This is a genomic window from Streptomyces sp. NPDC060366 (assembly GCF_042725135.1).
Classification (GTDB): domain Bacteria; phylum Actinomycetota; class Actinomycetes; order Streptomycetales; family Streptomycetaceae; genus Streptomyces.
The window spans coordinates 117,653-140,433 of record NZ_JBHXDC010000015.1; the positions used below are offsets into that span (position 1 = coordinate 117,653).

The following is a 22,781-nucleotide window of genomic DNA, read 5'->3' on the forward strand; positions in this document are numbered from 1 at the left end:
GCTCGGCCCGTGCTCAGCCGGTGCTCAGCCCGTGCTTGTGGCGGGGACGGACGGCTTCCGGGGGCCGTCCTCTTCGGTGCCGGCGGCGCCTTCCGCGCCGTCCGGTCCCTCGCCCGCGAGGCGGCGGCGCCACGCGGCCAGCACGGCCGGGTCCGTCGGCTTCGTCAGGAGGCTGACGACGAGGTACACCGCGAGCGAGGAGAGCAGCCCGTAGTAGATGGGTTCGTTGGCCAGGATGCCGTACGCCGCCATGAGGGAGATGACGGTCAGCCCGCCCACGACCATCGCGGCGAGGGCGCCCTGCACGGTGCCGCGCTTCCACAGGAGGCCGCCGAGGATGGGCACCAGGAGGCCGCCGACGAGCAGGTTGTAGGCGACGGTCAGTGCCCCGACGACGTCGTTGAGCGCGATGGCGATGCAGATGACGGCGAGGCCCATGACCAGGATGAAGGCGCGGTTGTCGCGTACCTCGTCCCGCTCCCCCGCCACGTCCGGCCGACCGCCCCGCTGCCCGAGCAGCTCCCGCAGCCGCGCCCAGATGTCGTTGTTGGCGACGGTGGCGCAGGCGATGAGCGCGCCGGAGGACGTCGACATGACGGCGGCGAGGGCGGCGGCCAGCACCAGTCCCCGTACGCCCGGCGGGAGTTCGTCCTTGACGATGGTGGCGAACGCGTCGTCGGCGCTCGGCAGCTTCGGGTAGAGGACCTTGGCCGCGGTGCCGATGACGGCTCCGGCGATGGCGTAGACGAGACAGTAGGTGCCTGCGACGGTGCCGCCCCAGCGAGCGGTGGAGTCGCCGCGCGCGGTGAACACCCGCTGCCAGATGTCCTGTCCGATCAGCATGCCGAAGGTGTAGATCAGCACGTACGTGAAGATCGTCTCGCCGCCGATGCCCAGGGGGTCGAAGTACTCCGTGGGAAGCTGCGCCTTCATCTCGCTGAAGCCGCCCGCCTTGACGACGGCGATGGGCAGCAGGAGCAGCAGTACGCCGATCGTCTTGACGACGAACTGCACCATGTCGGTGAGCGTGATCGACCACATGCCGCCGAGCGTCGAGTACGCGACGACGATCGCGCCGCCCAGGATGATGGCAACGGTGCGGTGCATGTCGAACAGGACGTCGAAGATCGTGGCGTACGCGATGGTCGAGGTGACCGCGAGCATCAGGGTGTAGCCCCACATCACCAGTCCGGAGATGATGCCGGCGCGTCCTCCGTACCGAAGGTCGAGCATCTCGGAGACGGTGTAGACCTTCAGCCGGGCGATGCGGGCGGAGAAGAACACCGACAGGGCCAGCAGTCCGAGGCCGATGGTGAAGACCATCCAGGCGCCGGAGAGACCGTACTGGTAGCCGAGGCCGACGCCGCCGATGGTGGAGGCGCCGCCGAGGACGATGGCGGCCATCGTGCCGGAGTACATCCAGGGGCCGAGCCGGCGGCCCGCCACCAGGAACTCGCTCTTGGACTTGGCGCGGCGCATGCCCCACCAGCCCATGGCGAGCATGCCGGCGAGATAGACGACGATCACCGCGTAGTCCACAGCCATGGGGCTTCCTCCTGATCGACTCCGGGGGTACCGGGGGTCCGGCCTTGTGCGAGTCGACGGTAGGTGGCCGGAAAGGAACGCTGAAGTGTACGTTTCATCCATTCTTCTCACCGTCGATGGATGGATCGTCCATGCCGGAACCCTCTGCTCCGCCTCCCACCCCGCCGGTTCCGCTGGCCGCGCTGCTGGCGGAGGGCTCGCTCGGCCTGCGCCTGATCGCTGGGCTGCCGGATGCCCGGACGGAGCGTGTGGCCGTCCACTGGGTGCACACCTCGGAGATGGCCGACCCGTACCCGTATCTGCTCGGGGGTGAGCTGCTGCTGACGGCGGGCGTGCAGCTCACGGCCGCGCACGCGGACACCTATGTAAGAAGGGTGGTCGAGGCGGGTGCGGCGGCGCTCGGCTTCGGGGTCGCGCCGGTGTACGACACGGTTCCGGACAGCCTGGTCGAGGCGTGCGGCCGGCACGGGCTGCCGCTGCTGGAGATCCCCCGGCGCACCCCGTTCACCACCGTGGCGCGCGGGGTGTGGCGGCTGATGGCCGAGGCCCGTCACCGGGAGCTGCGCCGGGTCACCGAGGCCCAGCAGGGCCTCGCTGCCGCCGCCGCCCGGCCGGATCCGGTCCCGGCGGTGCTGCGCCAGCTCGCGGTGCGGCTCGGCGGGCGCGCGGTGCTGTTCGCCCCGGACGGCGCGGAGTTGCACGCCACGGGCCGCGATCCGGCGCCGGGATCCCGTACGGCCCTGGCCCGGCTGGCCCGCGTGGTGAACCCGCCGGGCGCAGCCTCCCCGCCGGCTTCCGCCACCGACACCGTCGGCGGCGCGCGACTGGCCGCGTACGCGCTGGGCGGCGGCCAGGGCCTCGTCCTCGGTGTCGCCGCCGGAAGCCGGGAGGCCGGGGACCACACCGTCACGGGCGTGGCCGTCGTCCTGCTGTCGCTGCTCACGGCGCCGCACCAGGGCGCGGCGGAGGCCGCGCGCTCGGCGGCGCTCGTACGGCTGCTGCTGGGCGCCACGCCCACCGAGGCGGCGCCGCTGCTCGGCCCCGGGCCCTGGACCGTCGTGCACGCGCACGGCGGTGACACGCCCTTCGCCGCGTCGGCGCTCGCGGCGGCGCTCGGCAGCGCGCTGGCGGAGACGGACGGCGCGACCGTCCGCGTGCTCACCGACCGCCCGGTCGCCGCCCAGCCGGGCTGGACGCTCGGGGTGAGCGCCCCCGTCGGCCCCGCCGGGCTGGCGGAGGCCGACACCCACGCGGAGCGCGCGCTGCGCCACGCGGAGGCCACGCGCGCAGAGCTCGTGCACCACCGCGAGCCCGGCCCCGACGCCCTCACCGCGCTCGTACCTCCTGAAGAGGCCGCGGCCCACGCCCGCGCCCGCCTGGCCCCGATCGCCGGCTCCCCGGCGCTGACCGAGACGCTGCGCACCTGGCTGTCGCTGCACGGCAGTTGGGACCGTACGGCGGTGGCCCTGACCGTCCACCGCAACACGGTGCGCCAGCGCATCGCCCGCTGCGCGGCGCTGCTGAACGCGGACCTGGACGAGGCGGACGTCCGGATGGACCTCTGGTTCGCACTGCGGCGGCTGTGATGCCGCCGACACCCCACCTCTCTGGACACCCGTGCGAACCGCCGGGTAACTTTGACTGAGCAAGCGCTTAGCCAGTGCCCTCGGAGCGTGTGCTCGGCAGCGGGGCGACAGGTCGATACAGGAGGCTTCACGTGCGCCGTACGGTGTTCAACGAGGACCACGAGGCGTTCCGGGAGACCCTCCGCGCCTTCATCGAGGCCGAGGTCGTGCCCGTCTACGACGAGTGGTACGCCGAGGGCCTGGTCCCCCGCGAGTTCTACTACAAGCTCGGCGAGCTGGGCATCTTCGGTATCGAGGTGCCGGAGGAGTACGGCGGCGCGGGCGAGGAGTCGTTCAAGTTCCAGGCGATCGTCTCCGAGGAGTGCGCCCGCGCGGGTGTCTCCTTCGGAGGGTCCAGCGTGCATGTCGCGCTCTGCCTGCCCTATGTGAAGGCGTACGCCACCGAGGAGCAGAAGAAGCGGTGGCTGCCCGGCTTCGTGACCGGCGAGACCATGTACGCCATCGCCATGACCGAGCCCGGCACCGGCTCCGACCTCGCGGGCATGAAGACCACGGCCAAGCTCTCCGCCGACGGCTCGCACTACGTCCTCAACGGCGCGAAGACCTTCATCACCGGCGGCGTGCACGCCGACCGCGTCATCGTCTGCGCCCGCACCGCCCCGCCGAGCCCGGAGGACCGCAGGCACGGCATCTCGCTCTTCGTCGTGGACACCAGGTCCGAGGGGTACGCGGTCGGCCGCAAGCTCGACAAGCTGGGCCTGAAGTCCTCGGACACCGCCGAACTGTCCTTCAGCGACGTCAAGGTGCCCGTCGACGACCTTCTCGGCGAGGAGAACAAGGGGTTCTCCTACCTCGGCCAGAATCTGCCGCAGGAGCGCCTGGGCATCGCCTTCGGCGCCTACGCGCAGGCCTCGGCCGCGATCCGGTTCGCCCAGAACTACGTCCAGGACCGCACCGTCTTCGGCAAGACCGTCGCCTCCTTCCAGAACACCAAGTTCGAACTGGCCGCCTGCAAGGCCGAGGTCGACGCCGCCGAGGCCGTCTGCGACCGCGCCCTCGAAGCCCACGACGCGGGCGAACTGTCCGCCGCCGAGGCCGCGTCGGCGAAGCTCTTCTGTACGGAGGTCGCGCACCGCGTGATCGACAAGTGCCTCCAGCTGCACGGCGGCTACGGCTACATGAACGAGTACCCGATCGCCCGTCTCTACGCGGACAACCGCGTCAACCGCATCTACGGCGGCACCAGCGAGGTCATGAAGATGATCATCGCCAAGTCCATGGGCCTGTAGGGCCACGCGCGGCGAGCACACGGGGACACGATCGCCACCATGAACGCACTGGAGTCCCTCCTCGATCTGCTCGACCTTGAGCGGATCGACGAGGACATCTTCCGCGGCCTCAGCCGCTCGGCGGCGATCCCCCGCGTCTACGGAGGCCAGGTCGCCGCGCAGGCCCTGGTGGCCGCGGGCCGTACCGTCCCCGCCGACCGCCCGGCGCACTCCCTGCACTCGTACTTCCTGCGGGCGGGCGATCCGGGCGCGCCGATCGTCTACACGGTCGACCGGATCCGCGACGGCCGGTCCTTCACCACGCGCCGGGTCGTGGCCGTCCAGCACGGCCGGCCGATCTTCCACCTGTCGGCGTCCTTCCAGACGTACGAGGAGGGCCTGGAGCACCAGAGCGGGATGCCGCGGGCGCCGGATCCCGAAAGCCTGCCGACGGCGCGGGAGTTGCTGCCGCGGTACGCGGACCGCTTCGTCGACCCGTCCGTGGCCGACCGGCTGCTGGAGGCGCGGGCGGCGGTGGATCTGCGCTACGTGGACGCCCCGCCGTACGCCACGGCCGGGGAGCCCCGCGAGGCCCGCTCGCAGGTGTGGTTCCGCACGGTCGGCAAGCTCGCCGACGACCCGCTGCTGCACGTCTGCATGGCCACGTACGTCTCCGACATGACGCTGCTGGACTCGGTGCTGCTCGCGCACGGCCGGGGCGGCTGGGCGACCGGTGACATCGTCGGGGCGAGTCTGGACCACGCGATGTGGTTCCACCGTCCGTTCCGCGCGGACGAGTGGCTGCTGTACGACCAGACGTCGCCGTCCGCTTCGGGCGGCCGGGGACTCGGCCAGGCCCGGATCTACACCCAGGACGGGCGGCTGGCGATCTCGGTGATCCAGGAGGGCGTCATGCGCGTGCCCAGGGGGCGCGACTGAGCCGGCTTCCGCGCCCGGCCCCGTGGGGGCCTCGTGCGGGGTCTTCCGCGCGGCCTCGTACGGAGGTCCCGCGCGGGTCCGGTGCGCCGCCGCCGGGGGTACGCGGCGCGCGTCCGGCCTCAGACGGTGTTCGTGAGGCCCGCCTCGTTCAGCAGGTACTCCGTCATCGGGTCGTAGAAGCGGGGGTCCGTCACATGGTCGTCGAGCGGGACCGTCACCTGGAGGGTGCCCTCCGCCTCGCCGATGAACAGGGCGGGGTCGTTGCAGTCCGCGTAGCCGATCGAGTCGAGTCCGCGCTGGCCCGCGCAGCCCGCCCAGCCGTGGTCGGCGAGCACCAGGTCGGGCTGTGGTCTGCCCTCGCGCTCCAGGCCGTCCAGGATGGCCCGCATCGGCTCGGGCGAGTGGGTGTGCCAGAGCGTGGCCCCGCGCTCCAGCATCGCGACACCGGCGAACTGGAAGACCATGCCCTCGTCGGCCATGAGCCCGCCGGGGATCCGGACGATCTCGCAGCCCGCCAGCCGCAGCGCGTCCGCCGTCTGCCGGTGCACGTCCAGCAGCCCGCCGGGGTGGCCGGTGGCGAACAGCACGCGCTCCCGGCCCGCCGCCGCCTTGCGCAGCCGCGCCGCCATCCGCCCCAGGGCGTCGACGGTCAGCTCGGGGTCGATGGTGTCCTGGCCGTGCCGGTGCTCCGGATCGTCGCTGACTCCGCACCGCTCCGCCATCACGGCGAGCACGTCCTGCTCGTCGGTCCAGCGGTCGCCGAGCTCCAGGCCCAGCCAGAAGTGGCGGTCGCCGTTGGCGAGCTTGCGATAGTGGGAGAGGTTGTTGTCCCTGGGAGTGGCCACGTCTCCGGCGATACGCGTACGGACGAGGTGGTCGACGAGAGCTTCGCGGCTGGGTATCGGCATGAGCCCATTGTGCCGTCAGGTGTCCGCGCGATGCCGCTCGTCCCGGTGACTGGACGTCGCACCGATGAAGGAGTCCTTGTGCCAGCATCACCCGGTCCCGGCCGTCCCGTGGAGAACTTTGCCCTGCCCGGCGGGGTGCTCGACGGGGACGACACCTTCGTACGGAGGGAGTACCGCCTCGACGAGCGCCGGGGCACCCCGCTGGTCCTGGCCTTCTACCCCGGTGACGACACCAGTGTCTGCACCAAGCAGTTGTGCTCGTACTCCAGCGGTCTGGAGACGTTCACGGAGCTGGGGGCCGAGGTCTGGGGCATCAGCCCGCAGGACGTCGACAGCCACGAGGCGTTCGCCCGCAGGTACGGCCTGCGGATCCCGCTGCTCGCCGACACCGACCGCGCGGTGGCGCGGGCGTTCAAGATCGCCGCCCCCGGGATCGGACTGCGCCGCGCGGTCTTCCTGATCGCGCCGGACGGCACGCTGCACTGGAAGCATGTGTCGCTGCTCGGCGCGACGTTCCAGCCGGTGGAGACGCTGGCCGCCAAGCTGGCCGCGCTGAAAGCCTGATCGGCCCCGGCGGACTCACGGACGCGGCACGTCGTCCTCTTCACCGAGGGCGGCGAACGCGCCGTGCGCCAGGCGGCGCAGGAGCGTTTCCGCCACCGCCCGCCGGGGGGTGCCGCGGCCGTCGGGGCTCAGGTGCGGTGTCGAGTTCAGCAGGCCGAAGACGGCGTGCACGGCGCCGCGCGCGACCGGCTCGGGAACGTCCCTGTGGATCTCGCGGACGACGCCGACCCACAGCTCCACGTACTGCCGCTGGAGCTGCCGGACGAGTTTGCGGTCACTGTCTCGCAGCCGGTCCAGTTCACGGTCGTGCAGCGTGATCAGCGGGCGGTCGTCCAGAGCGAAGTCGATATGGCCGTCGATCAGCGAGGCGAGCACGGCCGCCGGGTCGCCGGTCGAGGCCGCCACACGCTTCCTGCCGCCGTCCAGGAGCCGGCCGCTGATGCCGACGAGCAGCTCGGCGAGCATGGCGTCCTTGCCCGCGAAATGGCGGTACAGCCCCGGCCCGCTGATGCCGACGGCCGCCCCTATCTCATCGACGCCCACGCCGTGGAAGCCGCGCTCGGCGAAGAGCCTGGCGGCCTCGTTGAGGATCTGCTCGCGGCGCGTCGGTGCCGCGGTCCTGGTGCCCATGGAAAACCATTCTAGACAGGAGGGTTAGCGGTCGTTAACCTGAGAAGGATACGTTAACGCTCATTAACCGTGCGAGGGAGCTCGATCGATGCAGCAGGCACCCGTGCTGGCGAGCGCCGCGGACCCGGCGTCCGACTCCTGGCGCGCCAACGAGGCGGCGCATCAGGAGCTCTCCGACGCTCTGCGCGCCCGGCTCACCGCCGCCCGGCTCGGCGGCGGTGAGAAGTCCCGCGCCCGGCACGTGGCGCGCGGCAAGCTGCTGCCCCGCGACCGGGTGGACACCCTGCTCGACCCGGGCTCGCCCTTCCTGGAGCTGGCCCCGCTGGCGGCGGAGGGCATGTACGACGGCCAGGCACCGGCGGCCGGGGTGATCGCCGGGATCGGCCGGGTCGGTGGCCGTGAGGTGGTCGTGGTCGCCAACGACGCCACGGTCAAGGGCGGGACGTATTACCCGATGACGGTGAAGAAGCATCTGCGCGCCCAGGAGGTCGCGCTGGAGAACAGGCTGCCGTGCGTCTATCTCGTGGACTCCGGCGGTGCCTTCCTGCCGATGCAGGACGAGGTCTTCCCCGACCGTGACCACTTCGGCCGGATCTTCTACAACCAGGCGCGGATGTCCGGCGCCGGCATCCCGCAGATCGCGGCCGTGCTCGGCTCCTGCACGGCGGGCGGCGCGTACGTACCCGCGATGAGCGACGAGGCCGTGATCGTCCGCGGCCAGGGCACGATCTTCCTGGGCGGCCCGCCCCTGGTGAAGGCGGCGACCGGCGAGGTCGTCACCGCCGAGGAGCTGGGCGGCGGTGAGGTCCACTCCCGTACGTCGGGGGTCACGGACCATCTCGCCGAGGACGACGCGCACGCGCTGCGGATCGTCCGCACGATCGTCTCGACGCTCCCCGAGCGCGGCCCGCTGCCGTGGAAGGTCGAGCCGGCGGAGGAGCCGAAGGTCGACCCCGCGGGGCTGTACGGGGCGGTGCCGGTCGACTCGCGCACGCCGTACGACGTCCGCGAGGTCATCGCCCGGCTGGTGGACGGCTCGCGGTTCGCGGAGTTCAAGTCCGAGTTCGGTACGACGCTGGTGACGGGCTTCGCCCGGATCCACGGCCACCCGGTGGGAATCGTCGCCAACAACGGCATCCTGTTCTCCGAATCGGCCCAGAAGGGCGCGCACTTCATCGAGCTGTGCGACCAGCGCGGCATCCCGCTGCTCTTCCTCCAGAACATCTCGGGATTCATGGTCGGCCGCAGCTATGAGGCGGGCGGCATCGCCAAGCACGGCGCGAAGATGGTGACGGCCGTGGCGTGCACGCGCGTGCCGAAGCTCACGGTCGTGGTCGGCGGTTCGTACGGCGCGGGGAACTACTCGATGTGCGGCCGGGCCTACTCCCCCCGCTTCCTGTGGATGTGGCCCAACGCCAAGATCTCGGTCATGGGCGGCGAGCAGGCCGCCTCGGTGCTGGCGACGGTCAAGCGCGACCAGATCGAGGGCCGCGGCGAACAGTGGCCGGTGGAGGAGGAAGAGGCCTTCAAGGACCCGGTGCGCGCCCAGTACGAGACACAGGGCAACGCCTACTACGCGACGGCGCGGCTCTGGGACGACGGGGTGATCGACCCGCTGGAGACCCGTCAGGTGGTGGGTCTGGCGCTGACGGCCTGCGCCAACTCCCCGCTTCCCCAGAAGGACAGCACCGCCCCCGGCTTCGGCGTCTTCCGGATGTGAGTGACAGATGACCACCAGCAGGACCACCCAGCCCATGACCGGCATGTTCGACACGGTCCTCGTCGCGAACCGCGGCGAGATCGCGGTGCGCGTCATCCGTACGCTGCGCGCGCTCGGTATCCGTTCCGTCGCGGTCTTCAGCGACGCCGACGCCGACGCCCGGCATGTACGTGAGGCGGACACCGCCGTCCGGATCGGTCCGGCGCCCTCCTCCGAGAGCTATCTCGTCAGTGACCGGCTGCTGGAGGCCGCGGCTCGTACGGGCGCCCAGGCGGTCCACCCCGGCTACGGCTTCCTCGCGGAGAACGCGGACTTCGCGCGGGCGTGCGCGGACGCCGGTCTCGTCTTCATCGGCCCGACCGCCGACGCCATCTCGCTGATGGGCGACAAGATCCGCGCCAAGGAGACCGTGGCGGCGGCCGGTGTGCCGGTGGTGCCCGGCTCCTCGGGCAGCGGTCTGACCGACGACCAACTGGCCGACGCGGCCAGGGAGATCGGGATGCCGGTGCTGCTGAAGCCGTCGGCGGGCGGCGGCGGCAAGGGCATGCGGCTCACCCGCCTGGAGTCGGCTCTGCGCGACGAGATCGCGGCGGCCCGGCGCGAGGCCCGCGCCTCCTTCGGCGACGACACGCTCCTGGTCGAGCGGTGGATCGACCGGCCGCGCCACATCGAGATCCAGGTGCTGGCCGACGGGCACGGCAACGTGATCCATCTCGGCGAGCGCGAGTGCTCGTTGCAGCGCCGCCATCAGAAGATCATCGAGGAGGCGCCGTCCGTCCTGCTCGACGACAAGACGCGGGCGGCGATGGGCGAGGCGGCGGTCCAGGCTGCCCGCTCCTGCGGCTACCGGGGAGCGGGGACGGTCGAGTTCATCGTGCCGGGCGAGGACCCGGACTCGTACTTCTTCATGGAGATGAACACCCGCCTCCAGGTGGAGCATCCCGTCACCGAGCTGGTCACCGGACTGGACCTGGTCGAGTGGCAGTTGCGCGTCGCCGCCGGTGAGCGGCTCCCCTTCACCCAGGAGGACATCACCCTCACCGGGCACGCGATCGAGGCCCGGATCTGCGCGGAGGACCCCGCGCGCGGCTTCCTGCCGTCCGGCGGCCGGGTGCTGTCGCTGCGCGAGCCGCGGGGCGATGGCGTGCGCACCGACTCCGGTCTGAGCGAGGGCACGGAGATCGGGAGCCTGTACGACCCGATGCTGTCGAAGGTGATCGTGCACGCCCAGGACCGCCCGACGGCGCTGCGCAGACTGCGGGCGGCCCTGGCGGAGACGGTGACGCTGGGCGTCCCCACGAACGCCGGCTTCCTACGGAGGCTGCTGGCCCACCCCGCCGTGGTGGCGGGCGAGCTGGACACGGGCCTGGTGGAGCGGGACGCGGACACGCTGGTGCCCACGGAGGTGCCGGCCGAGGTGTACGAAGCGGCGGCGGCGGTACGGGAGCGCGAGCTGGCCCCCGCCCCTTCCCCGGAAGGCGGCTCCGCAGGCGGCTGGACCGATCCCTTCTCCGTACCGAGCGGCTGGCGGATGGGCGGCATGACCGTGCCGGTCACCCACCATCTGCGCGTATCGGGACATGAACCCGTCACTCACCGGCTGCTCGGCACCGGCCCGTCTCATGTGGAGGCCGACCGGGTCACCGTCACCGTCGAGGGGATGACGCACACCTTCCACCGGGCGGCCGACTGGCTCGGCAGGGACGGCGACAGCTGGCACGTGCAGGACCACGATCCGGTGGAGGCGGCACTGCTCGGAGCCGCCGGCGCGGGCGGCGTCGACGCGCTCACGGCACCGATGCCCGGCACGGTCACGGTCGTGAAGGTGGCCGTCGGGGACGAAGTGGTGGCCGGTCAGGGCCTGTTGGTGGTCGAGGCGATGAAGATGGAGCACGTCATCTCGGCCCCGCACGACGGGACGGTGACGGAGCTGGACGTGACGGCAGGCTCCACCGTCGCCATGGACCAGGTACTGGCCGTGGTCGCGCCCGCCGCCGACCCGGCCGCCGCCGGAAGTGCCACGGCCGACCCGGCCGCCGCCGAAGGCACCGCCGTCATCCCCGCCGGCGCCGTCCCCGCTGCCGCCTCCGCCGTCCGCACAGCCGCATCCGCATCCGCGGCCGTCACGCCCGACACGGCTCCCGAGGAGGAGAAATGACGCTCCCCATGACCGTCATGGACGAGGGCCTGCCGACCCGGATCCGTATCCACGAGGTGGGCGCGCGCGACGGCCTCCAGAACGAGTCGACGATCGTCCCGACCGAGATCAAGGCGGAGTTCATCCACCGCCTCGCCGCAGCCGGGCTCACCACCATCGAGGCGACCAGCTTCGTCCACCCCGACTGGGTGCCTCAACTGGCCGACGCCGAGCGGCTGTTCCCGCTGGTGCGAGATCTGGAGAACGTACGGCTGCCCGCCCTCGTCCCGAACGACCGCGGCCTCGACCGCGCCCTGGCCCTCGGCGTCCGTCAGGTGGCCGTCTTCGCCAGCGCGACCGAGTCGTTCGCCAAGGCCAATCTGAACCGCACGCTGGACGAATCACTCGCCATGTTCGAGCCGGTCGTCGCCCGCGCCCGCGACGAACGGCTCCATGTCCGGGGCTATCTGTCGATGTGCTTCGGCGACCCGTGGGAGGGCCCCGTCCCGGTCGACCAGGTCGCCCGGCTCGTCAGGACCCTCGTCGACATGGGCTGCGACGAGGTGAGCCTCGGCGACACGATCGGCGTGGCCACCCCCGGCCATGTGCAGAGCCTGCTCGCCACCCTCATCGAGGAGGGCGTGCATCTGTCGAAGGTCGGCGTGCACTTCCACGACACGTACGGCCAGGCACTCGCCAACACCTTCGCCGCGCTCCAGCACGGAGTGACCACCGTGGACGCGTCCGCGGGCGGCCTCGGCGGCTGCCCCTACGCGAAGAGCGCCACCGGGAATCTCGCCACCGAAGACCTCCTGTGGATGTTGCAGGGCCTCGGTATCGACACCGGGGTCGACCTCGGTCTCCTCACCGCCACCAGCGTGTGGATGGCCGAACAGCTGGGGCGACCCAGCCCCTCCCGCACCGTCAGCGCCCTCTCCCACAAGGAGTCCTAGCCATGTCCCTGGACCACCGGCTCTCACCCGAGCACGAGGAACTGCGCCGTACCGTCGAGGCGTTCGCGCAGGACGTCGTCGCGCCCAAGATCGGCGACTTCTACGAGCGGCACGAGTTTCCGTACGAGATCGTGCGCGAGATGGGCCGGATGGGCCTGTTCGGCCTGCCCTTCCCGGAGGAGTACGGCGGCATGGGCGGCGACTACATGGCGCTCGGCATCGCTCTGGAGGAGCTGGCCCGCGTCGACTCCTCGGTGGCCATCACCCTCGAGGCGGGCGTCTCCCTGGGCGCGATGCCGCTGCACCTCTTCGGTACGGAGGAGCAGAAGCGGGAGTGGCTGCCGCGCCTGTGCTCGGGCGAGGTCCTCGGCGCCTTCGGCCTGACCGAGCCCGAGGCCGGCTCGGACGCGGGCGGCACGCGCACCACGGCCGTACGGGACGGCGACGAGTGGGTCATCAACGGCTCGAAGTGCTTCATCACCAACTCGGGCACGGACATCACCGGACTGGTCACTGTCACGGCCGTCACCGGCCGCAAGGAGGACGGCAGGCCGGAGATCTCCTCGATCATCGTCCCGTCCGGCACCCCCGGCTTCACGGTCGCGGCCCCGTACTCGAAGGTCGGCTGGAACGCTTCGGACACCCGCGAGCTGTCCTTCTCCGACGTCCGGGTGCCGCTGACGAACCTGGTCGGCGCGGAGGGCCGCGGGTACGCCCAGTTCCTCCGCATCCTGGACGAGGGCCGCATCGCGATCTCCGCGCTGGCGACGGGTCTGGCGCAGGGCTGTGTGGACGAGTCGGTGAAGTACGCGAAGGAGCGCCACGCCTTCGGGCGCCCGATCGGTGCGAACCAGGCCATCCAGTTCAAGATCGCCGACATGGAGATGCGGGCCCACATGGCCCGCCTCGGCTGGCGCGACGCGGCCTCCCGGCTGGTCCACGGCGAGCCTTTCAAGAAGGAGGCCGCGCTGGCGAAGCTCTACTCCTCGACGGTGGCGGTGGACAACGCCCGCGAGGCCACCCAGATCCACGGCGGCTACGGCTTCATGAACGAGTACCCGGTGGCCAGGATGTGGCGCGACTCCAAGATCCTGGAGATCGGCGAGGGCACGAGCGAGGTCCAGCGGATGCTGATCGCACGGGAGTTGGGGCTGTAGCCCCCTCCCCGGCGGGGTCGCCTTCGGCGCGCTGGGTGGGTTGCGGTGGTGGCCGGGTGCCGCTCCGGGGTCATGGCCGGACGGCATGATCTACGGCGCGTGCAGGGCTCGTTGGCCCCGAGGGAACCGGGCTCCCCACGCGCCACAAATCAGCCTGAGTGTCCGGCCACGACCCCTGCGCGTCCCCCTTCCAGCCCGCGGACCGGTGGGGTGTGAACAGCGCCCCGTGGCGGCGTGAGGGGGGCGGGGTCGCAGGAGGGGTGTGTTCGGACACTTGGGCTGATTTGTGGCGCGTGGACAAGATGGGTCAGCGGGTCCAACGAGCCCTGCACGCGCCGTAAATCACGCCGTCCGGACATACCCCTCCGGAGACCCCGAACCCCGACCCCGGCCAACGAACCCGAAACCCCCACACCCGCCGGACGGCCCCCCTCAGCGGTGCTCCAGCACGTTCACGACCCTCCCGGCCGGGTCCCGTACGAAGAAGCGGCGCACGCCCCACTCCTCGTCGCGCAGCGTGTGGACGATCTCCGCGCCGCTCGCCACTACGGCGGCGTACGCCGCGTCCACGTCGTCCACCTCGACGCTCATGTCGGGGACGACCGGCCCCGTCGCGTCCTCCGTAAGGAAGCTGAGCTGGGCGGTGGGGGCGGACGGTGGGGCGAGGGTCATGATCCAGCCCTGGTTCATGACCTCCTCGAAGCCGAGCAGACCGTAGAACTCCCGGCTCCGTGCCAGCCCTTCGGGCTGCACCTGGACGTTGGGCACGACTCGGCGGATCGACATCGCTGACTCCTGGGGAGAGGTGGGACGACCACCCCACTCTGCCCCGGACCTCGGACACCCGCCCCGTACGCAAAGGTAAGAAAGGTTAGGCTAACCTACCTGAACCACCCATCGGCCGGTCCTCGGCGCGTACGAAAGCGGACATCGACATGCCCAACGCCCTTCATTCGCCCCTCAGCCGTCGCGGCGTGCTCGCCGTCGGTGGTGCCGTCGGTCTCGGCGTCGCGCTCGCCGCCTGCGGGAGCGGTGACGACAAGAGCACGGACGCGGGCGGCGACGCGAAGTCGGGGCCGTGGTCCTTCAAGGACGACCGCGGCGAGACGGCCGAGTCCGGCGGCGTCCCGAAGAACATCGTCGCCTTCACCGGCACCGCCGCCGCGCTCCACGACTACGGGATCGAGGTCAAGGGCGTCTTCGGACCGACCACCACCGAGGGCGGCAAGCCGGACATCCAGGCGGGCGACCTCGATGTCACCAAGGTCGAGATACTCGGCAATGTCTGGGGCGAGTTCAACGTCGAGAAGTACGCGGCGCTCGCCCCGGACCTGCTCGTCACCACGCAGTGGGTCGAGGGTGAACTCTGGTACGTCCCCGAGCAGTCCAAGGACAAGATCCTCAAGCTGGCCCCGAGCGTGGCGCTCCTGGCGGCGGAGACCACCGTCCCCAAGGCGATCCAGCGCCACGCGGATCTCGCCGAGTCGCTGGGCGCGGATCTGAAGGCCAAGAAGGTGACCGACGCCAAGGCCAGGTTCGAGAAGGCGGCGGGCCGGCTGCGGGCGGCCGCGAAGTCCAAGCCGGACATCAGGGTGATGATCGGCTCGGCCAGCCAGGACCTGTTCTACGTCTCCCTCGCCAAGATGTCCGCCGACACCCTCTACCTCCAGGAACTGGGTGTGAGGTTCGTCGAGCCGAAGGTGAACGCCCAGGGCTTCTTCGAGGAGTTGAGCTGGGAGAACGTCGACAAGTACCCGGCCGACATCATCATGATGGACAACCGCTCCTCTGCCCTCCAGCCCGAGGCCCTGACGTCGAAGCCGACCTGGGCGCGGCTGCCCGCCGTCAAGGCGGGCCAGGTGATCGCCCGCGTGACGGAGCCGATCTACTCGTACGACAAGTGCGCGCCGATCCTGGAAGACCTCGCCGACGCCATCGAGAAGGTCAGGAAGGTCGCCTGACCCATGACGACCGCGACGCGCGGGACGGCGGCGGGCACCGCCCCGTTCCGCTTCTTCGCCCTCCAGGTCGTACAGACCCGTCGCCTCGGCCCGTCCCTGGTCCGCGTCACGTTCGGCGGCGACACGAGCCCCGGCAACGCGACGGGCGGTGCGGGGCTCACGGGCTTCGCCGCCGGCGGGCGCGACCAGAGCCTGTCCCTCTTCCTGCCGCGGCCGGGGCAGCCGGCGCCCGTGGTCCCGGTGGAGGAGGGTGAGGACTGGTGGGCGGCCTGGCGGGCGCTTCCGGAGGACGTGCGGGCCGTGATGCGCTCGTACACGGCGCGCGAACAGCGCCGCGACCCCGACGAGTTGGACATCGACTTCGCCCTGCACCCCGACGGCGGACCGGCCTGCCGGTGGGCGGACGACGCGGCGCCCGGCGACCGCGTGCTCGTCCTCGGGCCGGCGATCGCCGACAACACGGCGGTCCGCTTCCGGCCCCCGGCCGGTACGGACTCCGTACTGATCTGGGCGGACGAGACGTCCCTGCCCGCGGCCGCCGCGATCCTGGAGTGGCTGCCCGCCGGGACGAAGACGAGGGTCTGGCTCGACGTGCCGTACGCCGCCGACCGTATGGAGCTGCCGACGGCGGCCGACGCCACGGTCCACTGGCTGGCGCGCGACGAGGACGCGCCCTCGGCCCTGGAGGCGGTACGCGCCGCCGAACTGCCCGGCGCCTCGCCGTACGCGTGGCTCGCGGGCGAGGCGGGGACGGTGAAGGAGCTGCGGCGCCATCTCGTACGGGAGCGCGGGCTGGATCGCCGGCACGTCACGTTCGTGGGCTACTGGCGGCGGGGGCTGAGCGAGGAGCAGTTGCGGGAGGAAGCGGCGAAGGGCGAGTAGGCCCTGGCCGCGCGTACGGTGCGTCCGGTCGCCGTCAGGCAGCCGCTTCCATCACCGGGGCCGGGGCCGGAATCGGGGCCGGAACCGGGGTCGGGGGCGTCACGGCGTGGCCGCCCGCGGTCTGCCATGCGGCGGTGACCGCGGCGTGGGCCTGGGCCGTCGCGGTCGGCAGATCGCCCGTCAGCCGCACCGGGGCGCCGATGTGCACGCGAAGCTCCGGGCGGCGCAGCGGCGCGCTCGCCAGGCCCGTGAACTGTCCCAGGCCGCTGCCCGACATGATGCTCCGGGCCCCGGTCTGTCCGAGAGGCACGACCGGTGCGCCGGTGGCGGCGGCGAGGCGGGCGAGGCCGCTGCGGAACGGGTGGGGAGGCGTCTCGGTGTCGCTTTCGAAGTTCGGTATGCCGCCCTCGCCGTAGATGACGACGAGCCGGCCACGCGCGAGAGCGGCGGCGGCGTCCTCGAGGCAGGCGGCGGCACGCGGGTCGGCGCGGCGGACGGGCACGTGCCCGTCATGGGCGAGCGCGCGCCCGAGGAGCGGAACGCGCCACAGCCCGGCGGCCGCCATCACGACCGGCTCCACGCCCACCCGGTGCAGCGCGGCGAGCACGATCGCCGGATCGCTGAGCGAGGTGTGGTTCGCGGCGACGATGCTCCCGGGCGCCAGGTCGGCGGCCCCGTCCAGCGTGACCGTGAGGCGCCCGAAGAACGGCACCAGTGCGGCGGCTGTGCGGCTGAGCATGAGGGGCCTCCGGGGCTCCGGGGTGGACGGGGTTCATGGACGGCGTGCGGTCGCTCCCATGGTCGCCGGGAGCGCGGGCGGCGGCGTGAGTACGCGTACTCAACCGCCGACCCGCCCGCCGCACGGCCGCGTTCAGTCCTCGTCCGGGTAGCCCCACTCCACATCGATCGCGGCCGACGGCACGACGCCGTGGACCGCCACCGTCACGTCGCGCTCGAACGCGGTGCTCCACGCCCCGAACCCCCGGACGCTCAACGGCCATCTGCCCGTCGTCACCTTCACCGATATCGGCTCCCGGAACTTCCGGAGCCGCACATCGCGGTCGATCGAGTGCTCCCGCAGAACCTCCGCCAGCGCCGCCTTGACCGTCTCGGCCTGTTCGAGGGATTCGAGCTTGTCGACGCGGAGCGCGAGATGAATGTTCACAGACATGCGCCGCACCCTATCGAGGCCCGTCGTGAGGACTGTCGTGAGGCCCGGACGCCACCTTCACCACCGAGGTGGCCCCAGCCGCGCCGCGTCACCCTCGGGCCAGAGCGGGCGCCCGTGCTCGTGCACGGTTCCCTCACGGGCGCCCGCCTCCTACCACCGGTCCGCGCGGACGGACTCGGTCACTCGGCGGGCCACGGCACCACCGGTGAGCGGTAGTAGTCGATCCCCAGAGCCGTCAGCCGCGGGCCCTGCGCCGCGAGGCGGTTCTTGTACGTGTCCCAGTCCCGCGCCGACTGCGGGGACCAGCCGATCTCCGCGACACCCGGCAGCCTCGGAAACGCCATCTCCTCGATGTGGTCGCTGGTCGACAGGGTCTCCGACCAGAGCGGCGCCTCGACACCCAGCACCGCGCCCGGAGCGACACCCGCGTCGGCGAGATAGGCCGCGGGATCCCAGTCGTAGGAGCGGTCCACCTCCACCAACCCGGCCCAGGACTGGCCCAGTTGGGTGTTCCGGTCGTACTTCATGTCCAGATAGACCCGGTCGGCCGGCGAGAGGATCAGCTTCGTGCCGCCCTTCGTCGCCTCGGCGACCTGCGCGCGCTCGGCGGCGCCCGTGGCGTCGTAGCCCCAGTACTGCGCCACCGCGCCCTTCACCGGATCGGCGCCGGTCAGCTGGTGCCAACCCACCACCTTCTTGCCGTACTTGCCCACCACCGCCTGCGTCCGCCGCATGAACTCCACGTAGTCCTCATGGCTGGTGGAGTGCGCCTCGTCGCCGCCGATGTGCAGATATCTGCCGGGCGTCAGCGCGGCCAGCTCGCGCACCACGTCGTCCACGAAGTCGTACGTGATCTCCTTGGGCGCGCACAGCGAGCTGAAGCCGACGGCCGTACCGGTGTAGAGCGGCGGCGCGACACCGTCGCAGTTCAGCTCGGCGTACGAGGCGAGAGCCGCGTTCGTATGGCCCGGCATGTCGATCTCCGGGACGACTTCGAGATGGCGGGACGTGGCGTAACGCACCAGCTCGCGGTACTGGGCCTTGGTGTAGTACCCGCCGGGGCCGCCGCCGACCTGCGTCGAACCGCCGTACGTGGCCAGGCGCGGCCAGGAGTCGATCGCGATGCGCCAGCCCTGGTCGTCGGAGAGGTGCAGATGCAAGGTATTGATCTTGTAGAGCGCCAACTGGTCGATGTAGCGCTTGACTTGCTCGACACCGAAGAAGTGCCGTGAGACGTCGAGCATCGCGCCGCGGTAGGCGTAGCGCGGCTTGTCCGTGATGGTGCCGCCGGCGACCTTCCAGGGGCCGCGCTGCCTGCTGTCGCGCTCCACGGCGGCGGGCAGGAGCTGTCGCAGTGTCTGGACGCCGTGGAAGAGTCCGGCGGGCTCGCGGGCGGTGAGGGTGACGCCGTCCCGGTCCGACTCCAGGCGGTAGCCCTCGTCGCCGAGCGCGCGGTCGCGGTCGCCGGACACCAGCCGCAGCCGGATCCCGTCGTCGCCGCGGCCGTGATCACGGCCCCGGTCGCGGTGGTCGTCGGTGATCCGCAGGTCGTAGCCGGTGGAGGGCCGCAGCAGCCCCGCCAGATAGGTGCCGACGCTCCGTGCCTCGCGGGAGTCGTCGACCCGGATGCGGGTCGAGCCGGTGATGGAGTACGGCGTCCCGCCCGGCCGCACCGAGGCGGGCGCGGGGACGACGTCGCCGAGCGGGCGGACGGTCTGGGCGGCTCCGGCCGCCGTACGCCAGCCGCCACCGCCACCACCGCCTCCGCCGCCGCCCACACCGCCACCGCCACCGTCTCCGGGGTCCGCGCTCGCGACACCGCCGGAGGCGGCCAGGCACGAGAAGAGGGCGACGGCGACGAGCAGCGGCGCGCGCAGGCGCCGGGAGGCGGGTGACGTGGCCGGGGTGGCGGGCGCGCGGGACGCGAAAAAGGCGCGGGACGCGGGGGGTGTGGGGGATGTGGGGGACGTTCCGTGCTGTCTCACAGGCTTGCCCCTTCAGGGAAGTCAGGACTGTGGTGCGGAGCAACCGAACCTCCCCATCGGAACCCGACGCCCCGTCAGCGGTCAAGGTGTAGACCATTTCTCGGCGCCTCGATGGAAGAATCGGCGCATGGCGGAAATCATCCAGAAGGACGGCACCTGGACCTTCGACGGCGACGCGGTGCGCATAGTGCCCGGCAGCGACAAGCGCGTGAGTCTGCTGCGCAAGTCTCTCGGTGAAGTCGTCGTGCCGCTCCGGGCGTTGGCGGGCATCACCTTCGAGCCGGGCCGCAAGTCCGGGCGGCTCAGGCTGCGGCTGCGCGACGGCGCCGACCCACTCACGAGGGTCGCCGGAGGGAAGCTGGACGACGGCTCCGATCCGTACCGGCTGACCGTGGAGAACGACCGCGCGGGCGTCGCCGAGTACTTCGTCGACGAGGTGCGCAACTCCCTGCTGCTCGAGGAGGTCGACACGGGTCCCAGCGAGCGCTATCTGCTGCCCGGCCCCGCCCTGCCGATCACCATGGGCGCGGGCGACGGGACGGCCACCTTCGACGGGGAGGAGATCCGGCTGGAGTGGAACTGGAAGACCGAGGAGTCGAAGTCCTCGCGGGGAACCACCACCCTCTCGCTCGGCGATGTGGAGGGCGTGGAGTGGCGGCCGAGCGCCGGCATGGAGAACGGCTTCCTGCGCTTCCGGGTCGGCAGGGGCAATTCCCCGGCGCCCAAGTACGACCCGCACGCCGTGGAGCTGTACGGCTTCCGCAAGGACCCGCTGATGGCGCTGGTGGCCGCCGCCGTGGTGGCCCGGCTGCCGCACCCGAACGCGGAGGCCGCGCCCGCCCTCCTGGCAAAGAGGCCAGAGCCCGCCGACGCCGTGCCCGCGCCGGCCGCCGCGACCGCTCCCGTTGCCGCGCAGTCGAGTGGTGACGATCATGACGCGCTGCTGCGCAGGCTGCGGGAGCTGGGCGAGCTGCACCAGGCCGGGATCCTGACGGCGGAGGAGTTCACGACCGCCAAGCAGGCCGTGCTGAAACGTCTCTGAACGGCCTCTCGGGGGAGATCATGAACACTCCTGCCCGATATCGGGCAGGATTCTTGCAAAGAGCCCGATTCGCCCGCAGTATCTACGGGTGCTCGAACGCCGTTCACCCTCGTCCCACGACGACCTCGTCGACCATCTGGTCCGCAGCACCGCGCTCCCGCGCGGCGAGGCGGCCAGGGTGGTCCTGGACGTCCTGGCGTACTTCGACGAGACCACCGAGGAGTTCGTCCGGCGCAGGCACCGCGAGCTCCAGGCCGGCGGTGCCCAGAACCCGGAGATCTTCGAACGGATCGCGGCCGAACTGCCGCACCGCGCGGTGGCGCCGCCGGAGCTGTCCCTCAGACAGCTCCGGCGCATCGTCTACGGCTGAGCGCACCGTGGGGCCGCTCACCCGGCCTCATGACACCACTGGACATTGACGGAGGGGCAGAGACTGATATGTGCGGGATCGTCGGTTACATCGGAAGGCGTGACGTCGCTCCACTGCTGCTCGAGGGCCTGCAGCGGCTGGAGTACCGGGGCTACGACTCCGCGGGCCTGGTCATCACCGGCAAGGCGGCCGCGGGCAAGCCCGCGGCCCTGAAGATGGTCAAGGCCAAGGGCCGCGTCCGTGAGCTGGAGTCCCGCGTCCCCAAGCGCTTCGCCGGCACCACCGGTATCGCGCACACCCGCTGGGCCACCCACGGCGCCCCCAGCGACGAGAACGCGCACCCGCACCTCGACCCGGAGAACAAGGTCGCCCTCGTCCACAACGGCATCATCGACAACGCCACCGAGCTGCGCGTGAAGCTGGAGGCCGACGGTGTCGTGTTCCTCTCCGAGACCGACACCGAGGTCCTGACCCACCTCATCGCGCGCTCGCAGGCCGAGACGCTGGAGGAGAAGGTCCGCCAGTCGCTGAAGCTGGTGGAGGGCACGTACGGCATCGCCGTACTGCACGCCGACTTCGCGGACCGTATCGTCGTCGCCCGCAACGGCTCGCCCGTCGTCCTCGGCATCGGCGAGAAGGAGATGTTCGTCGCCTCCGACGTCGCCGCGCTGGTCTCCCACACCCGCCAGGTCGTCACGCTGGACGACGGCGAGATGGCCACCATCAAGGCCGACGACTTCCGTACGTACACCACCGAGGGCTCGCGCACCTCGGCCACGCCGACCACCGTGGAGTGGGAGGCCGAGTCGTACGACATGGGCGGCCACGACACGTACATGCACAAGGAGATCTCCGAGCAGGCCGACGCCGTGGACCGGGTGCTGCGCGGCCGGATCGACGACCGGTTCTCGACCGTGCACCTGGGCGGCCTGAATCTGGACGCGCGGGAGGCGCGCGGGGTGCGGCGCATCAAGATCCTCGGCTGCGGCACCTCGTACCACGCGGGTCTCATCGGAGCCGGGCTGATCGAGTCGCTGGCGCGGATCCCGGCGGACGCCGAACCCGCCTCCGAGTTCCGTTACCGCAACCCCGTCGTGGACCCCGACACGCTCTACATCGCCGTGTCGCAGTCGGGCGAGACGTACGACGTCCTGGCCGCCGTGCAGGAGCTCAAGCGCAAGGGCGCCCGCGTGCTCGGCGTGGTCAACGTCGTCGGCTCGGCGATCGCCCGCGAGACCGACGGCGGTGTGTACGTGCACGCGGGCCCCGAGGTCTGTGTCGTCTCCACGAAGTGCTTCACCAACACGGTGGTGTCGTTCGCGCTGCTGGCGCTGCATCTGGGCCGGATCCGCGATCTGTCGGTCGCCGACGGCAAGCGGATCATCGCGGGGCTGCGCAGGCTGCCCGCCCAGATCGAGGAGATCCTGGGGTCCGAGGCGGAGATCAAGAAGGTGGCGGAGGAGTACGCGGACGCGAAGTCGATGATGTTCATCGGCCGGGTACGCGGCTATCCCGTGGCGCTGGAGGCCTCGCTGAAGCTCAAGGAGATCTCCTACATCCACGCCGAGGCCTACCCGGCGTCCGAGCTGAAGCACGGACCGCTCGCGCTCATCGAGCCGGCGCTGCCGACGGTGGCGATCGTGCCGGACGACGACCTGCTGGAGAAGAACCGCGCGGCGCTGGAGGAGATCAAGGCGCGCAGCGGCCGGATCCTGGCCGTCGCGCACCAGGAGCAGCCGAAGGCCGACCAGACGATCGTGGTGCCGAAGAACGAGACGGAGCTGGACCCGATCCTGATGGGGATTCCGCTCCAACTGCTCGCTTACCACACGGCATTGGCGCTGGGCCGGGACATCGACAAGCCGCGCAACCTCGCGAAGTCCGTGACGGTGGAGTAGTAACCCGTCCCGGTGGAGGGGTAACTGACGCCGAGTCGGTACGGAAACGGATCCGCACGGCCGCT

At 71.4% G+C, this 22,781-nt stretch carries 20 protein-coding genes; 13 read left to right on the forward strand and 7 right to left on the reverse strand.

Annotated features, from left to right (window positions below; genetic code table 11):
* Positions 1-24: 24 nt before the first annotated feature.
* On the reverse strand, positions 25-1,545 hold the full coding sequence (locus ACFWHU_RS29540; protein ID WP_385797485.1) for a sodium:solute symporter: 1,521 nt from the start codon (positions 1,543-1,545) through the stop codon (positions 25-27).
* Between the two features lie 131 nt (positions 1,546-1,676).
* Between ACFWHU_RS29540 and ACFWHU_RS29545 the strand changes: the two genes are divergently transcribed.
* The 3 genes from ACFWHU_RS29545 (at position 1,677) to ACFWHU_RS29555 (ending at position 5,338) form a co-directional block, all read left to right on the forward strand.
* The gene (locus ACFWHU_RS29545) at positions 1,677-3,131 is read left to right on the forward strand and encodes a PucR family transcriptional regulator (protein ID WP_387228520.1); all 1,455 of its coding nucleotides are present in this window, start codon (positions 1,677-1,679) and stop codon (positions 3,129-3,131) included.
* Positions 3,132-3,262: 131 nt separating this feature from the next.
* Positions 3,263-4,420: an acyl-CoA dehydrogenase family protein gene (locus ACFWHU_RS29550; RefSeq protein WP_387228523.1), complete on the forward strand. Its 1,158-nt coding sequence runs from the start codon at positions 3,263-3,265 to the stop codon at positions 4,418-4,420.
* Positions 4,421-4,459: 39 nt separating this feature from the next.
* Positions 4,460-5,338, forward strand: a complete 879-nt coding sequence (locus tag ACFWHU_RS29555; protein WP_385797479.1) for an acyl-CoA thioesterase — start codon at positions 4,460-4,462, stop codon at positions 5,336-5,338.
* Positions 5,339-5,457: 119 nt separating this feature from the next.
* Here ACFWHU_RS29555 and ACFWHU_RS29560 read toward each other — a convergent pair whose 3' ends face one another.
* Positions 5,458-6,246, reverse strand: coding sequence for a phosphatase (locus ACFWHU_RS29560; RefSeq protein ID WP_385797476.1), 789 nt, complete (start codon positions 6,244-6,246; stop codon positions 5,458-5,460).
* Between the two features lie 78 nt (positions 6,247-6,324).
* Between ACFWHU_RS29560 and ACFWHU_RS29565 the strand changes: the two genes are divergently transcribed.
* Positions 6,325-6,810, forward strand: coding sequence for a peroxiredoxin (locus tag ACFWHU_RS29565; protein WP_385797473.1), 486 nt, complete (start codon positions 6,325-6,327; stop codon positions 6,808-6,810).
* Positions 6,811-6,825: 15 nt separating this feature from the next.
* Here ACFWHU_RS29565 and ACFWHU_RS29570 read toward each other — a convergent pair whose 3' ends face one another.
* A complete protein-coding gene (locus ACFWHU_RS29570) occupies positions 6,826-7,440 on the reverse strand; it encodes a TetR/AcrR family transcriptional regulator (RefSeq protein WP_387228526.1) in 615 nt (204 codons plus the stop codon).
* A gap of 88 nt (positions 7,441-7,528) precedes the next feature.
* Here ACFWHU_RS29570 and ACFWHU_RS29575 point away from each other — a divergent pair, with 88 nt between their 5' ends.
* Genes ACFWHU_RS29575 through ACFWHU_RS29590 form a run of 4 tightly spaced genes read left to right on the forward strand, consistent with a single transcriptional unit; the run spans position 7,529 to position 13,407 of the window.
* A complete protein-coding gene (locus ACFWHU_RS29575; RefSeq protein WP_385797467.1) occupies positions 7,529-9,160 on the forward strand; it encodes a carboxyl transferase domain-containing protein in 1,632 nt (543 codons plus the stop codon).
* Between the two features lie 43 nt (positions 9,161-9,203).
* Complete coding sequence (locus ACFWHU_RS29580) at positions 9,204-11,318, forward strand: acetyl/propionyl/methylcrotonyl-CoA carboxylase subunit alpha (RefSeq protein WP_387228577.1); 2,115 nt, start codon at positions 9,204-9,206, stop codon at positions 11,316-11,318.
* Positions 11,315-12,250 carry a hydroxymethylglutaryl-CoA lyase gene (locus tag ACFWHU_RS29585; protein WP_385797464.1) on the forward strand — a complete coding sequence of 312 codons (936 nt, stop codon included), beginning with the start codon at positions 11,315-11,317 and terminating at the stop codon, positions 12,248-12,250. The genes ACFWHU_RS29580 and ACFWHU_RS29585 overlap by 4 nt, the downstream gene beginning before the upstream one ends.
* A 2-nt stretch (positions 12,251-12,252) precedes the next feature.
* Positions 12,253-13,407, forward strand: a complete 1,155-nt coding sequence (locus ACFWHU_RS29590) for an acyl-CoA dehydrogenase family protein (protein ID WP_359812806.1) — start codon at positions 12,253-12,255, stop codon at positions 13,405-13,407.
* A 432-nt stretch (positions 13,408-13,839) separates the two neighbouring features.
* On the opposite strand, the gene ACFWHU_RS29595 is transcribed toward ACFWHU_RS29590, so the two are convergent.
* Positions 13,840-14,193 (reverse strand): VOC family protein, encoded by a 354-nt coding sequence (locus ACFWHU_RS29595; protein ID WP_385797460.1) that lies wholly within the window; start codon positions 14,191-14,193, stop codon positions 13,840-13,842.
* A 149-nt stretch (positions 14,194-14,342) separates the two neighbouring features.
* Here ACFWHU_RS29595 and ACFWHU_RS29600 point away from each other — a divergent pair, with 149 nt between their 5' ends.
* Both ACFWHU_RS29600 and ACFWHU_RS29605 read left to right on the forward strand, forming a co-directional pair.
* Entirely contained in the window at positions 14,343-15,368 is a 1,026-nt protein-coding gene (locus tag ACFWHU_RS29600; protein WP_385797457.1) for an ABC transporter substrate-binding protein, read from the forward strand.
* Positions 15,369-15,371: 3 nt separating this feature from the next.
* Positions 15,372-16,250 carry a siderophore-interacting protein gene (locus ACFWHU_RS29605; protein ID WP_387228530.1) on the forward strand — a complete coding sequence of 293 codons (879 nt, stop codon included), beginning with the start codon at positions 15,372-15,374 and terminating at the stop codon, positions 16,248-16,250.
* A 34-nt stretch (positions 16,251-16,284) separates the two neighbouring features.
* On the opposite strand, the gene ACFWHU_RS29610 is transcribed toward ACFWHU_RS29605, so the two are convergent.
* The 3 genes from ACFWHU_RS29610 to ACFWHU_RS29620 form a co-directional block, all read right to left on the reverse strand.
* Positions 16,285-16,989: a lysophospholipid acyltransferase family protein gene (locus ACFWHU_RS29610; protein WP_387228532.1), complete on the reverse strand. Its 705-nt coding sequence runs from the start codon at positions 16,987-16,989 to the stop codon at positions 16,285-16,287.
* 132 nt (positions 16,990-17,121) lie between these two features.
* Positions 17,122-17,421, reverse strand: a complete 300-nt coding sequence (locus ACFWHU_RS29615) for a hypothetical protein (protein WP_385797448.1) — start codon at positions 17,419-17,421, stop codon at positions 17,122-17,124.
* A gap of 179 nt (positions 17,422-17,600) precedes the next feature.
* A complete protein-coding gene (locus ACFWHU_RS29620) occupies positions 17,601-19,199 on the reverse strand; it encodes a beta-N-acetylhexosaminidase (protein ID WP_385797685.1) in 1,599 nt (532 codons plus the stop codon).
* Between the two features lie 334 nt (positions 19,200-19,533).
* On the opposite strand from ACFWHU_RS29620, the gene ACFWHU_RS29625 reads away from it, so the two are divergent.
* From ACFWHU_RS29625 to glmS, 3 genes are all read left to right on the forward strand, one after another.
* Complete coding sequence (locus tag ACFWHU_RS29625) at positions 19,534-20,448, forward strand: DUF4429 domain-containing protein (protein ID WP_385797445.1); 915 nt, start codon at positions 19,534-19,536, stop codon at positions 20,446-20,448.
* A gap of 88 nt (positions 20,449-20,536) precedes the next feature.
* Positions 20,537-20,818: a hypothetical protein gene (locus tag ACFWHU_RS29630; RefSeq protein WP_242574553.1), complete on the forward strand. Its 282-nt coding sequence runs from the start codon at positions 20,537-20,539 to the stop codon at positions 20,816-20,818.
* A 68-nt stretch (positions 20,819-20,886) separates the two neighbouring features.
* Positions 20,887-22,716: a glutamine--fructose-6-phosphate transaminase (isomerizing) gene (gene glmS, locus ACFWHU_RS29635; RefSeq protein WP_147875395.1), complete on the forward strand. Its 1,830-nt coding sequence runs from the start codon at positions 20,887-20,889 to the stop codon at positions 22,714-22,716.
* Positions 22,717-22,781: the final 65 nt, after the last annotated feature.

Coding starts and splice junctions, on each gene's coding strand:
- ACFWHU_RS29540 (WP_385797485.1), bottom strand. CDS start 1,545: ATGGCTGTGGACTACGCGGTGATCGTCGTCTATCTCGCCGGCATGCTC.
- ACFWHU_RS29545 (WP_387228520.1), top strand. CDS start 1,677: ATGCCGGAACCCTCTGCTCCGCCTCCCACCCCGCCGGTTCCGCTGGCC.
- ACFWHU_RS29555 (WP_385797479.1), top strand. CDS start 4,460: ATGAACGCACTGGAGTCCCTCCTCGATCTGCTCGACCTTGAGCGGATC.
- ACFWHU_RS29560 (WP_385797476.1), bottom strand. CDS start 6,246: ATGCCGATACCCAGCCGCGAAGCTCTCGTCGACCACCTCGTCCGTACG.
- ACFWHU_RS29570 (WP_387228526.1), bottom strand. CDS start 7,440: ATGGGCACCAGGACCGCGGCACCGACGCGCCGCGAGCAGATCCTCAAC.
- ACFWHU_RS29575 (WP_385797467.1), top strand. CDS start 7,529: ATGCAGCAGGCACCCGTGCTGGCGAGCGCCGCGGACCCGGCGTCCGAC.
- ACFWHU_RS29580 (WP_387228577.1), top strand. CDS start 9,204: ATGTTCGACACGGTCCTCGTCGCGAACCGCGGCGAGATCGCGGTGCGC.
- ACFWHU_RS29585 (WP_385797464.1), top strand. CDS start 11,315: ATGACGCTCCCCATGACCGTCATGGACGAGGGCCTGCCGACCCGGATC.
- ACFWHU_RS29590 (WP_359812806.1), top strand. CDS start 12,253: ATGTCCCTGGACCACCGGCTCTCACCCGAGCACGAGGAACTGCGCCGT.
- ACFWHU_RS29595 (WP_385797460.1), bottom strand. CDS start 14,193: ATGTCGATCCGCCGAGTCGTGCCCAACGTCCAGGTGCAGCCCGAAGGG.
- ACFWHU_RS29600 (WP_385797457.1), top strand. CDS start 14,343: ATGCCCAACGCCCTTCATTCGCCCCTCAGCCGTCGCGGCGTGCTCGCC.
- ACFWHU_RS29605 (WP_387228530.1), top strand. CDS start 15,372: ATGACGACCGCGACGCGCGGGACGGCGGCGGGCACCGCCCCGTTCCGC.
- ACFWHU_RS29610 (WP_387228532.1), bottom strand. CDS start 16,989: ATGCTCAGCCGCACAGCCGCCGCACTGGTGCCGTTCTTCGGGCGCCTC.
- ACFWHU_RS29615 (WP_385797448.1), bottom strand. CDS start 17,421: ATGTCTGTGAACATTCATCTCGCGCTCCGCGTCGACAAGCTCGAATCC.
- ACFWHU_RS29625 (WP_385797445.1), top strand. CDS start 19,534: ATGGCGGAAATCATCCAGAAGGACGGCACCTGGACCTTCGACGGCGAC.
- glmS (WP_147875395.1), top strand. CDS start 20,887: ATGTGCGGGATCGTCGGTTACATCGGAAGGCGTGACGTCGCTCCACTG.